Source organism: Kitasatospora sp. NPDC050543 (genome assembly GCF_044457565.1).
Classification (GTDB): Bacteria; Actinomycetota; Actinomycetes; order Streptomycetales; family Streptomycetaceae; genus Kitasatospora.
The window spans coordinates 54851-69015 of record NZ_JBITGZ010000008.1 but is presented as its reverse complement, the minus strand read 5'-3'; the positions used below and the strand labels follow the sequence as shown (position 1 = coordinate 69015).

13 protein-coding genes are annotated in these 14165 nt (G+C 73.0%); 10 read left to right on the top strand and 3 right to left on the bottom strand.

All coding sequences use genetic code 11. The features are described 5' to 3' along the window. Nucleotides 1-261 precede the first annotated feature (261 nt). Nucleotides 262-639, top strand: coding sequence for a hypothetical protein (locus tag ACIBH3_RS12450; protein ID WP_396311906.1), 378 nt, complete (start codon nucleotides 262-264; stop codon nucleotides 637-639). Nucleotides 640-727: 88 nt separating this feature from the next. On the opposite strand, the gene fdhD is transcribed toward ACIBH3_RS12450, so the two are convergent. Further along, the gene (gene fdhD, locus ACIBH3_RS12445) at nucleotides 728-1546 is read right to left on the bottom strand and encodes a formate dehydrogenase accessory sulfurtransferase FdhD (protein WP_396311905.1); all 819 of its coding nucleotides are present in this window, start codon (nucleotides 1544-1546) and stop codon (nucleotides 728-730) included. 241 nt (nucleotides 1547-1787) lie between these two features. Between fdhD and hutH the strand changes: the two genes are divergently transcribed. Beyond that, on the top strand, nucleotides 1788-3365 hold the full coding sequence (gene hutH / locus ACIBH3_RS12440) for a histidine ammonia-lyase (protein ID WP_396312077.1): 1578 nt from the start codon (nucleotides 1788-1790) through the stop codon (nucleotides 3363-3365). Between the two features lie 37 nt (nucleotides 3366-3402). On the opposite strand, the gene ACIBH3_RS12435 is transcribed toward hutH, so the two are convergent. Further along, entirely contained in the window at nucleotides 3403-3807 is a 405-nt protein-coding gene (locus ACIBH3_RS12435; RefSeq protein WP_396311904.1) for a hypothetical protein, read from the bottom strand. A gap of 201 nt (nucleotides 3808-4008) precedes the next feature. Here ACIBH3_RS12435 and ACIBH3_RS12430 point away from each other — a divergent pair, with 201 nt between their 5' ends. The 7 genes from ACIBH3_RS12430 (at nucleotide 4009) to hutI (ending at nucleotide 11524) form a co-directional block, all read left to right on the top strand. Continuing rightward, nucleotides 4009-4935: a MurR/RpiR family transcriptional regulator gene (locus ACIBH3_RS12430; protein ID WP_396311903.1), complete on the top strand. Its 927-nt coding sequence runs from the start codon at nucleotides 4009-4011 to the stop codon at nucleotides 4933-4935. A 63-nt stretch (nucleotides 4936-4998) separates the two neighbouring features. Further along, entirely contained in the window at nucleotides 4999-5352 is a 354-nt protein-coding gene (locus ACIBH3_RS12425) for a hypothetical protein (RefSeq protein ID WP_396311902.1), read from the top strand. Nucleotides 5353-5486: 134 nt separating this feature from the next. Beyond that, nucleotides 5487-5792: an SHOCT domain-containing protein gene (locus ACIBH3_RS12420; protein WP_396311901.1), complete on the top strand. Its 306-nt coding sequence runs from the start codon at nucleotides 5487-5489 to the stop codon at nucleotides 5790-5792. Nucleotides 5793-5936: 144 nt separating this feature from the next. Next, complete coding sequence (gene hutU, locus ACIBH3_RS12415; protein WP_396311900.1) at nucleotides 5937-7628, top strand: urocanate hydratase; 1692 nt, start codon at nucleotides 5937-5939, stop codon at nucleotides 7626-7628. Between the two features lie 32 nt (nucleotides 7629-7660). Then, nucleotides 7661-8845: an allantoate amidohydrolase gene (locus tag ACIBH3_RS12410; protein WP_396312076.1), complete on the top strand. Its 1185-nt coding sequence runs from the start codon at nucleotides 7661-7663 to the stop codon at nucleotides 8843-8845. Further along, a complete protein-coding gene (locus tag ACIBH3_RS12405) occupies nucleotides 8836-10185 on the top strand; it encodes a formimidoylglutamate deiminase (protein WP_396311899.1) in 1350 nt (449 codons plus the stop codon). Before ACIBH3_RS12410 ends, ACIBH3_RS12405 begins: the two co-directional genes overlap by 10 nt. A 172-nt stretch (nucleotides 10186-10357) precedes the next feature. After that, complete coding sequence (hutI, locus tag ACIBH3_RS12400; protein WP_396311898.1) at nucleotides 10358-11524, top strand: imidazolonepropionase; 1167 nt, start codon at nucleotides 10358-10360, stop codon at nucleotides 11522-11524. Between the two features lie 94 nt (nucleotides 11525-11618). Here the strand turns inward: hutI and ACIBH3_RS12395 are convergent, their stop codons facing one another. After that, nucleotides 11619-13124 (bottom strand): peptide MFS transporter, encoded by a 1506-nt coding sequence (locus ACIBH3_RS12395; protein WP_396311897.1) that lies wholly within the window; start codon nucleotides 13122-13124, stop codon nucleotides 11619-11621. 330 nt (nucleotides 13125-13454) lie between these two features. Here ACIBH3_RS12395 and ACIBH3_RS12390 point away from each other — a divergent pair, with 330 nt between their 5' ends. Then, nucleotides 13455-14129, top strand: coding sequence for a response regulator transcription factor (locus ACIBH3_RS12390; RefSeq protein ID WP_396311896.1), 675 nt, complete (start codon nucleotides 13455-13457; stop codon nucleotides 14127-14129). Nucleotides 14130-14165 lie beyond the last annotated feature (36 nt).

Below are 14165 nucleotides of genomic sequence, written 5' to 3'. Positions count from 1 at the left end.
GTCGCCGTGGCCCTGTCCGGGCCCGCCTCGCCGCCGCCCACCTGACGGCCGCCGACCCGGGCCGGCCGGGTGGCCGCTCGCGCTGATCGTGCTGGTGGTGCTGGTCCGGGGGTGGGGTGTGCGGGTTCGGTGACCGCTTGGTTCCGGGGTGGTAGCGGTCGGGGAACAGGCCGCCCCCAGGCTGTTGCGGCAGCGGCCCGCATGGGACAGTAGGCCCCGGTCTGCGGCCACCGGGGCCGGGCCGGATCGGGGGTTGAGTCGATGAGAACGCGTCTGACGGGCCTGTTCCTGTCCCTGTTGCTGGCGGGCGGGGGTGCCGCGCTGGCCGCCGGCCCGGCGCAGGCGGCCGCACCGCACGCCTACGTCGTGACGACCGCTCAGGGCGCGTCGCCGGCCCAGGCTGCCCAGGCCGCGCCCGTCGCGCCGGCCGCGGCGCCGGCTGCCGCGAGCGGTACGAGCGCCTCGGCGGCCGAGCACGCCACCCAGCTGGCCGCATCCAAGGACAAGAAGAAGTCCAAGAAGAAGAAGGGCTTCTTCAGCAAGGCCATCGGCCTCATCGTCGGCGCGGTGGTGGTGGTCGTCCTGATCGTCGTCGTGGTGCTGATCGTGCTGGCCGTCCGCCGCCGCACCCGCGACTGACGGCCCCCGGCGGCGACCGCGCGACCGCGCGGGCGCGCCGCCGGCCCGCCGTGACGAACGACGGCCCGTCGGCCCGTCGGCCGCCGCCTCAGCGCACGCGGTCCGGACGGGTGTAGACGTTGGCGCTCTCGCCGCGCAGGAACCCGACCAGGGTCAGGCCCAGCTCCTCCGCCAGGTCCGCCGCCAGTGAGGACGGCGCGGAGACGGCCGCCAGCAGTGGGATGCCCGCCAGTGCCGCCTTCTGCGTCAGCTCGAACGAGGCCCGGCCGCTGACCAGCAGCAGGTGCCCGGTCAGCGGCAGCCGGCCCTCCCGCAGCGCCCAGCCGATCACCTTGTCCACCGCGTTGTGCCGCCCGACGTCCTCGCGGGCGCAGAGCAGCTCTCCCGCCGCGTCGAACAGGCCGGCGGCGTGCAGCCCGCCGGTGGAGTCGAAGGTGCGCTGGGCGGCGCGCAGCCGCTCGCTCAGCCCGTACAGCACCGCGGGCTCGACCCGCAGCGGGTCGGCGGAGACCGGCCACCGCACATGGGTGCGGACGGCGTCGACGGTGTCGCGGCCGCAGAGGCCGCAGGCGCTGGTGGTGAGCAGGTTCCGGTGCGCGGAGAGCGGCAGCGCGCCGCCGCCGCGCAGCGTCGCGTCCACCACGTTGTAGGTGTTGGTGCCGTCCGCGTCCGTCCCGGCGCAGTAGCGCAGCGCGGCCAGGCCGTCGGCCGAGTGGACCAGCCCTTCACCCACCAGGAAGCCGGCCACCAGGTCGAAGTCCTGTCCGGGGGTGCGCATGGTGACGGTGAGCGCCTCGCCGCCGACCCTGATCTCCAGCGGCTCCTCGGCCGCCAGTGCGTCCGGCCGGGCGCCCCGCTCGCCGCCGCTCAGCCGTACCACCCGGCGCCGTGCCGTCGCTCGCGCCATCCCCGGCCGCCTCCCACTCACTGTCCTGGCCACCCAGCGTGCGCCATCGGGCCGCCGGAGCGGAAATCGGTGCCGGGTGCCGGGTGCCGGGTGCCGGGTGCCGGGTGCCGGGTGCCGGGCGGCTCGGGCGGCGGCCGCGGCCGACCGTGGTCATGATGGAGCCGGCGCCGATCTCCTGAGACCGGTAGGCCTCCGGCGGTTGTCATATCTTCATTCACCTGGTGTGATTGTGTATATGGATATGCACAGTGCTGTGGCCCCCGACGCGCCCCTCGTCCTGGTCGGCAAGGCCGACGTCAGCGCCGAGGACGTGCTCGCCGTCGCGCGTGGCAACGCCCGGGTCGAGATCGGCCCCGACGCCCTCGCCGAGATGGCGTCCGCCCGCGCCCGGATCGATGCCCTCGCCGCCGAACCGCGCCCCGTCTACGGGGTCTCCACCGGCTTCGGCGCCCTCGCCGTCCGGCACATCAGTCCGGAGCTGCGCGCCCAGCTCCAGCGCTCGCTGGTCCGCTCGCACGCCGCCGGCATGGGCCCGGCCGTGGAGCGCGAGGTGGTCCGCGCACTGATGTTCCTGCGGATGAAGACCCTCGCCTCCGGCCGTACCGGGGTGCGCCCGCTGGTGGCCCAGACGATGGCCGCCCTGCTCAACGCCGGCATCACCCCCGTCGTCCGCGAGTTCGGCTCGCTCGGCTGCTCCGGCGACCTGGCGCCGCTCTCGCACTGCGCGCTGGTGCTGATGGGCGAGGGCGTCGCGTACGGCCCGGACGGCGCCGAGCACGACGCCGGTGAGCTGCTGGCCCGGGCCGGCATCGAGCCGGTCGAGCTGCTGGAGAAGGAGGGCCTGGCCCTCATCAACGGCACCGACGGCATGCTCGGCATGCTGGTGATGGCCATCGCCGACCTGGCCCGCCTGTTCACCACCGCCGACATCACCGCCGCGATGTCGCTGGAGGCCCTGCTCGGCAGCGAGAAGGTGCTCGCCCCCGAGCTGCACGCGCCGATCCGTCCGCACCCGGGCCAGGCGCTGAGCGCCGCCAACATGCTGGCCGTCCTCAAGGGCTCCGGCCTGACCGGCCACCACCAGGACGACGCCCCGCGCGTCCAGGACGCCTACTCCATCCGCTGCGCCCCGCAGGTGGCCGGCGCCGGGCGCGACACCCTCGCGCACGCCCGGCTGGTCGCCTCGCGCGAGCTCGCCGCCTCGGTCGACAACCCGGTGGTGCTGCCCGACGGCCGGGTGGAGTCCAACGGCAACTTCCACGGCGCGCCGGTGGCGTACGTGCTGGACTTCCTCGCCATCGCCGCCGCCGACCTCGGCTCGATCTCCGAGCGCCGGACCGACCGGCTGCTGGACAAGGCCCGCTCGCACGGCCTGCCGGCCTTCCTGGCGGACGACCCGGGCGTGGACTCCGGTCTGATGATCGCCCAGTACACCCAGGCCGCCCTGGTCAGCGAGAACAAGCGGCTCGCCGTCCCGGCCTCGGTGGACTCCATCCCGTCCTCCGCGATGCAGGAGGACCACGTCTCGATGGGGTGGTCCGCGGCCCGCAAGCTCCGCCAGGCGGTGGAGAACCTCGGCCGGATCCTCGCCGTCGAGCTGACCGCCTCGGCCCGCGCCCTGGAGATCCGCCAGCAGCCCGACGGCAGCGGCCCGCTCGCCCCGGCCACCGCCGCCGCAATGGCCGCCGCCCGCGCGGCCGGGGTCGGCGGGGCCGGCCGGGACCGCTTCCTGGCGCCCGACCTGGAGGCCGCCGCCGAGCTGGTCGCCTCCGGCGAGCTGCTGCACGCGGTCGAGCGGGTCACCGGCCCGCTGGCCTGACCGGGGCGGACATGAGCGCGGCAGGAGTGAAGGGGCGTCAGTCCCAGGCGCTCCTGCCGCGCTCGCTCCCGCTGCCGCGCTCCTCACGCCGATCGGCCATCACGGCGGAGAAGTTGACGCCGACGATCCCGGCCCAGCACACCACCAGGCCCATCAGGCCCGAGGTGCCGGCCGCGATGCCCGACAGCGGAACGCCCATCACCAGCGAGAACACCTGCAACCGGGCGCCCCGGCCACGGCGTCCGCCCCGCTCGCGGCCGAGCCCGTACCCGGGTGGCGCCGGCCGCTCGGACACCCGCTGCTCGACCCGGGCGTCCAGGCGGGAGTCCAGCCGGGCCAGGAACGAGTCGACGAGCTCCGACTCGTACTCCTTGCCGAGCTCCTTGCGGGCCTGCACGGCGGCGTCGAGGTCTCGCCTCAATTCGTCCTGGCGTGTTTCCATGCTGTCCACCCTGCGCCCCGCCCGGGTGCCCGGTCCACCGCTTCGCGGTGATCTCCGGGGCGGCTCAGGGGGAAATCAGGGGTCACCCCGAGGCCGCACCACCCGGCGGCCGGCCGTCCCGGCGTACGAGACGTCATTGCCCGTCCGGGCGGGACTGCTGCACAGTCGTCCGCACAGCCCGAACCCGGAGGAATCCCACCGATGACCGCGACCGATCGAACCCCCGCCGACGGCACCGCCACCGACGGCACCGGCGCGGGCGACACCGGTGCGGACGACGCCGCCGTCGGCCCCTCCGCCCGGCTGCTCCACCTGTTCGAGGGCCACCGGCTGACCCCGACCCAGCGCCGGATCGCGCACTCGCTGGTCCGGCACGCCCCGGAGGCGCCGTTCCTCTCCAGCGTCGAGGTCGCCGAACTCGCCGGCGTCAGCCAGCCCTCCGTCACCCGCTTCGCCGTCGCGCTCGGCTACGACGGCTACCCGGCGCTGCGCAAGCAGCTGCGCGAACTCGGCGCGGGGGAGCCCGCGGCCCCCGAGACGCCCGACGACGCCGTACGCAACGAGCACCAGCAGGCGGTGCTCGCCGAGATCGCCCATCTGCGCCACCTCGCCGAGCTGCTCGCCGACCCCGAGCCGATCGTCCGCGCGGCCCGGCTGCTCGCCGCCTCCCGCCCGCTGCCGGTGCTCGGCCTGCGCGCGGCCTCCGCCCAGGCGCGTGGCTTCGCGTACTTCGCGGCCAAGGTGCACCCGGACATCCGGCTGCTGGACGAGGGCGGCAGCATGCTCGCCGACCGGCTGGAGCAGGCCGCCGCGGCGGGCGCCAGCGCGCTGCTGTGCTTCGCGCTGCCGCGCTACCCGCGAGAGCTGATGGACGCTCTGGTGGTCGCCAGGGAGTGCGGGTTGACGGTCCTGACGGTCGCGGACAGCGCCTTCGCGCCGGTCGCCAAGCTCTCCGATCTGTTGCTGCCGGCGGCCGTCGGCACCGGGCTGGTCTTCGACACCGCCTGTGCGCCGATGATGCTCGGACGGGTGCTGCTGCAGACCATGTGCGACGAGATGCCCGGCGCGGAGGCCAGGCTGGAGGCGATCGAGCAGTCCGCGGCAGCTCGCGGCCTGTTCCTGGAGTAGCGGTCCGCGTTGCGGGCATCCCACCGGTAGGCCCTGTCGGGGGGCCGGACGGGGGTGTCCGGCATGCGAGTGATCCACGAAATGAAGCTGGTCGGCCGGCTCGCCTCGGGCGCCGACGAGTGGTCCTGCCCCACCTGCGGCCGCCGGGTCACCCTGCGGCGGCTGCCCGAGCCCGAGCTGACCGTCCTCGATCCGGGTGACGAGGGCGCGGTGCACGTCGGTGTGATCGACCCGCAGGCCTCCCGGTCCGCCGCCGAGGCCGCGGAGCGGTACGGACTCGGCCCCGTCCAGGACGTGCCCCGCCCACCGCGCCCGTCCGCCCCGTCGACCCCGTCCGCCCCGGCCGAGGCGGACGCGGACGACCGCCGCTGGCTGGCCGAGATCGGCATCGACTGGGACGGCGACGCGGCCGCGTAGCGGCGTCCGGCCTCCCGGGCGGCCGGGGCCTGCCCGCCGCGCCGTCGTCCTGCTTATACGGATCAGAGCGCACCGGGGGGACACTGGAGCGTGCGGATATCCACCTGACCCACGGTCTGTGACAGGTGAGCAAGATGAGGCACTACTGGCATGACGGGTACCACGAGGCATGGACGTGGATCGTGCCCGGAATCACCATGCTGCTGTTCGGTCTGCTGCTGATCGCCGTCCTGGTCCTGCTGTGGCGCACGCTCGCCCACCGGACCGCCGGCCCGGGTGCGGCGCCCGTGTGGGGCCGGCCCGCAGCGCCGCCGCCACCCACGCCCACCCCCGAGCAGGTGCTCGCGGAACGGCTGGCCAGGGGCGAGATCGACGTCGACGACTACCGGCTGAGGCTGGCCGCCCTGCACGGCGGTGCCCCGCCGCCGCCGACCCCGTGAGCGCAGCCGTCGCGCCCGTTGCGCGCGGGCATCCCCGGGTAACGGTTCAAAGCCGTGCCGCGCAGGTCTGGCCGCAGGCGGACTGATTGGATATATTCAGAGTGTCGAACACTGAATGAATCCATCCGCAGAGAGGCCGGGAACATGGTGCAGCAGCAGACGGGCAGCGGCCCGCGCGAGGTCCGCGCGGCGCGCGGGACGAAGCTGACGGCGCAGGGCTGGCAGCAGGAGGCCGCACTGCGGATGCTCATGAACAACCTCGACCCCGAGGTTGCCGAGCACCCGTCCAAGCTGGTCGTCTACGGCGGCACCGGCAAGGCCGCGCGCGACTGGCGCTCGTACGACGCCATGGTGCGCACCCTGCAGACGCTCAAGCAGGACGAGACGATGCTCGTCCAGTCCGGCCGGCCGGTCGGCGTCATGCAGACCCACGAGTGGGCGCCGCGCGTCCTGATCGCCAACTCCAACCTGGTCGGCGACTGGGCCAACTGGGAGGAGTTCCGCCGCCTGGAGAGCCTCGGGCTCACCATGTACGGCCAGATGACCGCCGGCTCGTGGATCTACATCGGCACCCAGGGCATCCTCCAGGGCACCTACGAGACCTTCGGCGCCGTCGCCACCAAGCTGCACTCCATGGGGAAGTTGGTCAACAACACCCTTGAGGGCACCATCACCCTCACCGCCGGTCTCGGTGGCATGGGCGGCGCCCAGCCGCTGGCCGTCACCATGAACGGCGGCGTGGCGATCTGCATCGACTGCGACCCGTCCCGGATCGCCCGCCGGATCGAGCACCGCTACCTGGACGTCGAGGCCACCAGCCTCGCCCACGCCCTGGAGCTGGCCACCGACGCCCGCGACAAGAAGCAGCCGCTCTCCATCGGCCTGCTCGGCAACGCCGCGGAGCTCTTCCCGCAGCTGCTGGCGATGGACGCGCCGATCGACATCGTCACCGACCAGACCAGCGCCCACGACCCGCTGAGCTACCTGCCGATCGGCGTCGCCTTCGAGGACATGGCGGACTACGCGGCCGCCAAGCCGGCCGAGTTCACCCAGCGCTCGCGCGAGTCGATGGCCAAGCACGTCGAGGCCATGGTCGGCTTCCTGGACAAGGGCGCCGAGGTCTTCGACTACGGCAACTCGATCCGCGGCGAGGCCCAGCTGGCCGGCTACACCCGCGCCTTCGACTTCCCCGGCTTCGTCCCCGCGTACATCCGGCCGCTGTTCTGCGAGGGCAAGGGCCCGTTCCGCTGGGCCGCGCTCTCCGGCGACGCACAGGACATCTACAAGACCGACAAGGCCGTGCTCGACCTGTTCCCCGAGAACGAGTCGCTGCACCGCTGGATCAAGATGGCCCAGGAGAAGGTGCACTTCCAGGGCCTGCCGGCGCGGATCTGCTGGCTCGGCTACGGCGAGCGCGACAAGGCCGGCGAGCGCTTCAACGACATGGTGGCCAGTGGCGAGCTGTCCGCGCCGCTGGTGATCGGCCGTGACCACCTGGACTGCGGCTCGGTCGCCTCCCCGTACCGCGAGACCGAGGCCATGCTGGACGGCTCGGACGCGATCGCGGACTGGCCGCTGCTCAACGCCATGGTCAACGTCGCCTCCGGCGCGTCCTGGGTCTCCATCCACCACGGCGGCGGTGTCGGCATCGGCCGCTCCATCCACGCCGGCCAGGTCACCGTCGCCGACGGTACGGCGCTCGCGGGCGAGAAGATCCGCCGCGTGCTCACCAACGACCCGGGCATGGGCGTCATCCGCCACGTCGACGCCGGCTACGACATCGCCACCGAGGTCGCGGCCGAGCGCGGGGTGCGCGTCCCCATGGGTGAGCTGTGACCACTGTGCCGTCCACCGATGGTTTCCAGCGGATGTGGGCGGAGCTGCTCCCCGTGGGCCGCTCCGCCTCCTCCGGGGGCTACCGCCGCTTCGCCTGGAACTCCGCCGACGCCGAGTGCCGCGCCTGGTTCGAGGAGCAGGCCCGCGCCCGCGGCCTGACGTACGAGCTGGACCGCAACGGCAACCAGTGGGCCTGGCTCGGCGACCCGACCGCCCCCGGTGCCATCGTCACCGGCTCGCACCTGGACTCCGTCCCGGACGGCGGTGCCTACGACGGGCCGCTCGGCGTGGTCTCCTCCTTCGCCGCGCTGGACGAACTGCGCGCCCGCGGCGCCGAGTTCGACAAGCCGCTGGCGATCGTCAACTTCGGTGACGAGGAGGGCGCCCGGTTCGGCGTCGCCTGCATCGGCTCCCGCCTCACCGCCGGCGTGCTCTCGCCCGAGCAGGCGTACGAGCTGCGCGACGCCGACGGTGTCCGGCTGCCCGACGCGATGGAGAAGGCCGGCTACGACCCGGCCGCCATCGGCGCGGACGACGAGCGGCTCGCCCGGATCGGCGCCTTCGTCGAGCTGCACGTCGAGCAGGGCCGCTACCTGACCGAGCAGCACCCGGTCGGCGTGGCCAGCGCGATCTGGCCGCACGGCCGTTGGCGCTTCGACTTCCACGGCGAGGCCAACCACGCCGGCACGACCCGGATCGAGGACCGCCGCGACCCGATGCTGACCTTCGCCAACACGGTGCTCTCCGCCCGCAAGCGGGCGAAGCTGGCCGGGGCGCTGGCCACCTTCGGCAAGGTCGCCGTGGAGCCCAACGGCACCAACGCGATCGCCTCGCTGATCCGCGGCTGGCTGGACTCCCGGGCGGCCGACGAGCCGACCCTGACGGCGCTGGTCGAGGAGATCCGCCAGGCCGCGTACGAGCGCGGCGAGCGCGACGGCGTCCGGGTCGAGCTGACCCGCGAGTCGTACACGCCGGTGGTGGACTTCGACGGCCCGCTGCGCGACCGCCTCGCCAAGCGGCTCGGCGGGGTGCCGGTGCTGCCCACCGGCGCGGGACACGACGCCGGAATCCTGGCATCGGCCGTTCCGACCGCCATGCTGTTCGTACGTAACCCGAGCGGTGTCTCGCACTCCCCGGCCGAGCACGCCGAGGAGGCCGACTGCCTGGCGGGCGTCGCCGCCCTGGCCGACGTACTGGAGGATCTGGCGTGTCAGTGACCTACTGGGCGCAGTACGCCTGGCTGCCGCACGCCAACGGGCCGGTGGTCGAGCAGGACGTGCTGATCGGTACCGGAGCCGGTGGCAAGATCGCCAAGGTCACCCCGGACAGCGGGCCCTGCCCGCCCGGGGCCGTCCGGCTGGAGGGGCTGCTCGTCCCCGGCCAGGCGAACGCCCACTCGCACGCCTTCCACCGCGCGCTGCGCGGCCACGTCCAGGTCGGCTCCGGCACTTTCTGGACCTGGCGCGACACCATGTACCGGTTCGCCGGCGCACTGGACCCGGACAGCTACCTGGCGCTCGCCACCGCCGTGTACGCGGAGATGGCGCTGGCCGGCATCACCGCGGTCGGGGAGTTCCACTACTTGCACCACGCGCCCGGCGGCGCCCGCTACAACGACGCCAACGCGATGGGCGAGGCCCTGATCGAGGCGGCCGGGCGGGCCGGCATCCGGATCACCCTGCTGGACACCTGCTACCTCTCCTCCGGCTTCGGCGCCGAGCCGACCAAGCCCCAGCGGCGGTTCAGCGACGGCGACGCCGATGCCTGGGCCGCCCGGGTCTGCGAGCTGAAGCCGCGTGAGCACGCCCGGATCGGCGCGGCGATCCACTCCGTGCGTGCCGTCCCGGCCGACCAGCTGGGCACCGTCGCGCACTGGGCGGCGATGCGCAAGGCGCCGCTGCACGTCCACCTCTCCGAGCAGACGGCGGAGAACGACGCCTGCCTCACCGCGCACGGTGTCACCCCCACCCGGCTGCTCGCCGACCACGGCGCGCTCGGCCCGCGCACCTCGGCCGTGCACGCCACCCATCTCACCGACGAGGACGTCAAGCTCCTCACCGACTCCTCCACCACCATCTGCATGTGCCCCACCACCGAGCGGGACCTCGCCGACGGCATCGGCCCCGCCCGGCGGCTCGCCTCGGCCGGCTGCCCGATCACGCTCGGCAGCGACAGCCACGCGGTGATCGACCCGTTCGAGGAGGCCCGCGCGCTGGAGCTGGACGAGCGGCTGCGCACCCGTACCCGCGGCCACTGGACGGCCAACGCGCTGCTGCGGGCCGGCACCGTGGACGGCCACGCCTCGCTGGGCTGGCCGGAGGCCGGGCGGATCGAGGCCGGCTCGCTCGCCGACTTCACCGTGCTCGCCCTGGACAGCGTCCGCACGGCCGGCCCGGCGTTCCGGCTCGGCGCGGAGATCGCGGTCTTCGCCGCCTCCGCCGCCGACGTCCGGCACGTGGTGGTCGGCGGCCGGCAGGTCGTCAGGGACGGGGTGCACCAGCTGGTGTCCGACGTCCCCGCGGCGCTGCGCGACTCGATCGCCGCGCTGAACGCCTGAAGCCCCCGGGGGGCCGTGGGCGCGGGGGCTGATCCCGCCGCCCGCGGCCCCCGGGCCGTCCGGCCGCACCCGTGCCGCCGACACCCGTCCGGCCACACCGGTCCGGCCACACCCCCGTCTTCGGCCGGGGCACCCCCGTAGCGACCCGTGACATCCACCGAGAGGGCCCCCGTTGAGCACCCTGATCACCGACATCGGCAGCCTGGTCACCAATGACCCGGCCCACGGCAGCGGCCCGCTCGGCCTGCTCACCGACGCGGCCGTGATCGTGGACGGCGGCGTGATCGCCTGGGTCGGCCGGGCCGTCGACGCGCCCGCCGCCGACGACCGCCACGACGCCGCGGGCCGCGCGCTGCTGCCCGGCTTCGTCGACTCGCACTCCCACCTGGTCTTCGCGGGCGACCGCACCGCCGAGTTCAACGCCCGGATGTCCGGCCAGGCCTACACCGCCGGCGGCATCCGGACCACCGTCGCCGCCACCCGCGCCGCCACCGACGAGCAGCTGGACGCCAACCTGGCCCGGTTCGTCGGCGAGGCGCTGCGCCAGGGCACCACCACCATCGAGTGCAAGTCCGGCTACGGCCTGACCGTCGAGGACGAGGCCCGCGCCCTGCGGATCGCCGCGGCGCACACGCCCGAGACCACCTACCTCGGCGCGCACGTGGTCGCCCCCGAGTACGCCGACGACCCGGCGGGCTACGTCGCGCTGGTCACCGGCGAGATGCTCGACGCCTGCGCCCCGCACGCCCGCTGGGTGGACGTCTTCTGCGAGAACGGCGCCTTCGACGGCGACCAGGCCAGGGCGATCCTGACGGCCGGCGTCAAGCGCGGGCTGACCCCCCGGGTGCACGCCAACCAGCTGTCGTACGGCCCCGGTGTGCAGCTCGCCGTCGAGCTCGGCGCGGCCTCGGCCGACCACTGCACCCACCTGACCGACGAGGACGTGGCGGCGCTGGCCGGCTCGGAGACGGTCGCCACCCTGCTGCCCGGCGCGGAGTTCTCCACGCGCGCCCCCTATCCGGACGCCCGCCGGCTGATCGACGTGGGCGCCACCGTCGCGCTCTCCACCGACTGTAACCCGGGCTCCAGCTTCACCAGCTCGATGGCCTTCTGCGTGGCCGTCGCCGTCCGGGAGATGGGTATGACCCCCGACGAGGCCGTGCACGCCGCCACCGCCGGCGGCGCCCGGGCCCTGCGCCGTACCGACGTTGGCTGGATCGCTCCCGGGGCCCGGGCCGACCTGCTGCTGTTGGACGCCCCCTCGCACGTCCACCTCGCCTACCGCCCGGGCGTCCCGCTCACCGCCGCCGTCTGGCGCGCCGGGGTCCGGGAGGTCTGAGGTCCCGGGCAGGCAGCGCCCGACGCCCGCGGCCCGGTACCGATCGAGTGATCGGTACCGGGCCGCGGGCGTGAGCGGTGTCAGTGCGCGAGTGTCAGTGCACGTCGCCCATGAGCCTGACGACCTTCTTGCGGTACATCGCCAGCGCGAGACCGGCGATGATCGCCAGTACGCCCTGGAAGGCGAAGTACCAGGTGCTGCCGGTGGCGTCGCCCAGGCCCAGCTGGATGATCGCGGCGACGCAGTCGCCCGCCGTGACGGCGAGGAACCAGACGCCCATCATCTGGCTGGCGTACTTCGCCGGGGCCAGCTTGGTGGTGACGGAGAGGCCGACCGGGGAGAGCGTCAGCTCACCGACGGTCTGGACCAGGTAGACCATCGCCAGCCAGAGCGGCGTGACCTTGACGCCGCCGCCGGCCGCGGCCATCGCCATCATCATGACCAGGAAGGAACCGCCGACCATGAGCAGGCCGAAGGCGAACTTCATGGTGGTGCTGGGGTTCTTCCCGCGGCGCGAGAGCCAGACCCAGAGCCAGGCGAAGACCGGGGCCAGCGCCATGATGTAGAGCGGGTTCAGCGACTGGAACCAGCTGGACGGGAAGTCGATCCCGAACAGCGTGGAGGCGGTGTTCTCGTCGGCGAAGACGCTCAGCGTGGAGCCGGACTGGTCGTAGATCATCCAGAACGCGGCGGCCGCGACGAAGAACCAGATGTAGCCGCTCATCTTGGACTGCTCGGCGGAGTCGAGGTCCTTGTCGCGCTTCACCTTGGCGAAGACGAACACGGGGATCGCGATACCGGCGATGGACAGCGGCCAGATCGCCCAGTTGATGGTGAAGTGACCGGTCAGCACGACCACGCCGTAGAAGACCACGGCGGCGGCCAGCCACAGGCCGGCCTTGCGCAGGATGACGCTCTTCTCGGCGGGCGAGATCGGCGAGGTCACCACGTCGCTCTTGGCGCTCAGGTGGCGGGTGCCCAGCAGGAACTGGGACAGGCCGAGCGCCATGCCGATGCCCGCGAGGGCGAAGCCGAGGTGCCAGTTGACGCTCTGGCCGACGGTGCCGATCACCAGCGGGGCGGCGAAGGCCCCGAGGTTGATGCCCATGTAGAAGATGGTGAAGCCACCATCGCGACGCGGGTCGTTCGGGCCGTCGTACAGGTGGCCGACCATCGTGGAGATGTTGGCCTTGAGCAGGCCGGAGCCGACGGCGATGAACACCAGGCCGACGAAGAAGGACACCTGGGCCGGCACGGCCAGCATGAAGTGGCCGGCCATGATGATCACGCCGCCGAGGGCGACGGTCTTGCGGGCGCCGATGAATCGGTCGGCGATCCAGCCGCCCGGAAGGGCCAGCAGGTAGACCATCGCGGTGTACACGCTGTAGACGGCGGTGGCGACCGCGACCTTCATGCCGAGTCCGCCATCGGTGGTGGCGGCGGTCATGTAGAGCACCAGCAGGGCACGCATGCCGTAGTAGCTGAAGCGCTCCCACATCTCACTCATGAAGAGGGTGGCGAGGCCGCGGGGGTGCCCGAGGAAGGTCTTGCCGCTGGGAGGGGCCGACTGTATGCCGGCATCCAGGGTGGTAGACGCCATGAAGAGTGGTTCCTTGCCAGACATCGTCCGCCGAGGGGGGTTGCAGGCGGACGGGGACTGAACCACTGTACGTGGCGACTTTTGGGAACATCGGATGACAAAGCACGCGAAATTGGTATCAAGGAGGTAAAGCCGTTACCTGCCCCGGCGTGGCTATCGATGGTAGCTCGGCATCTGTTCCTTCAAACGCAAGATCGAATCGTAGGATCTTCGACGAAGAGATGGTTCACCCCGGAAGTGCGGATCATGGTGACGCTTTGTATAACGATCACCGTCTGTGAACTAGCTCACGGCGTCATGGCCGCCATCCGGGCGGACTACGATCGCCCCATGACCTGTGTGCTGCTTGCCGAGGACGACCCGGCGATCTCCGAGCCGCTGGCGCGGGCCCTGCGACGCGAGGGCTACGAGGTGCTCGTCCGCGAGGACGGCCCGACCGCGCTGGCCGCCGGGCTCACCGAGGAGGTCGACCTGGTGGTCCTCGACCTCGGCCTGCCCGAGATGGACGGCCTGGAGGTCTGCCGCCGGCTGCGCGCGGACGGCAAGAGCTGCCCCGTTCTGGTGCTCACCGCCCGCGCGGACGAGGTGGACACCGTGGTCGGCCTGGACGCGGGCGCCGACGACTACGTCACCAAGCCGTTCCGCCTCGCCGAGCTGCTGGCCCGGGTCCGGGCGCTGCTGCGCCGCGGCAACGTAGACCAGCTGACCACCGGCGCGCACGGCGTGAAGATCGACATCGAGTCGCACCGCGCCTGGCTCGGCGAGGAGGAGCTCACCCTCTCCGCCAAGGAGTTCGAGCTGCTGCGGGTCCTGGTCAGGGACGCCGGCCGGGTGGTCACCCGCGAGGAGATCATGCGCCAGGTCTGGGACACCACCTGGTGGACCTCCACCAAGACGCTGGACATGCACATCTCCTGGCTGCGCAAGAAGCTCGGCGACGACGCGACCAACCCCCGCTACATCGCCACCGTGCGCGGGGTCGGCTTCCGGTTCGAGAAGAACTGACCCGCTAGGACAGCAGGACGAGCAAGGGCGTCTGGA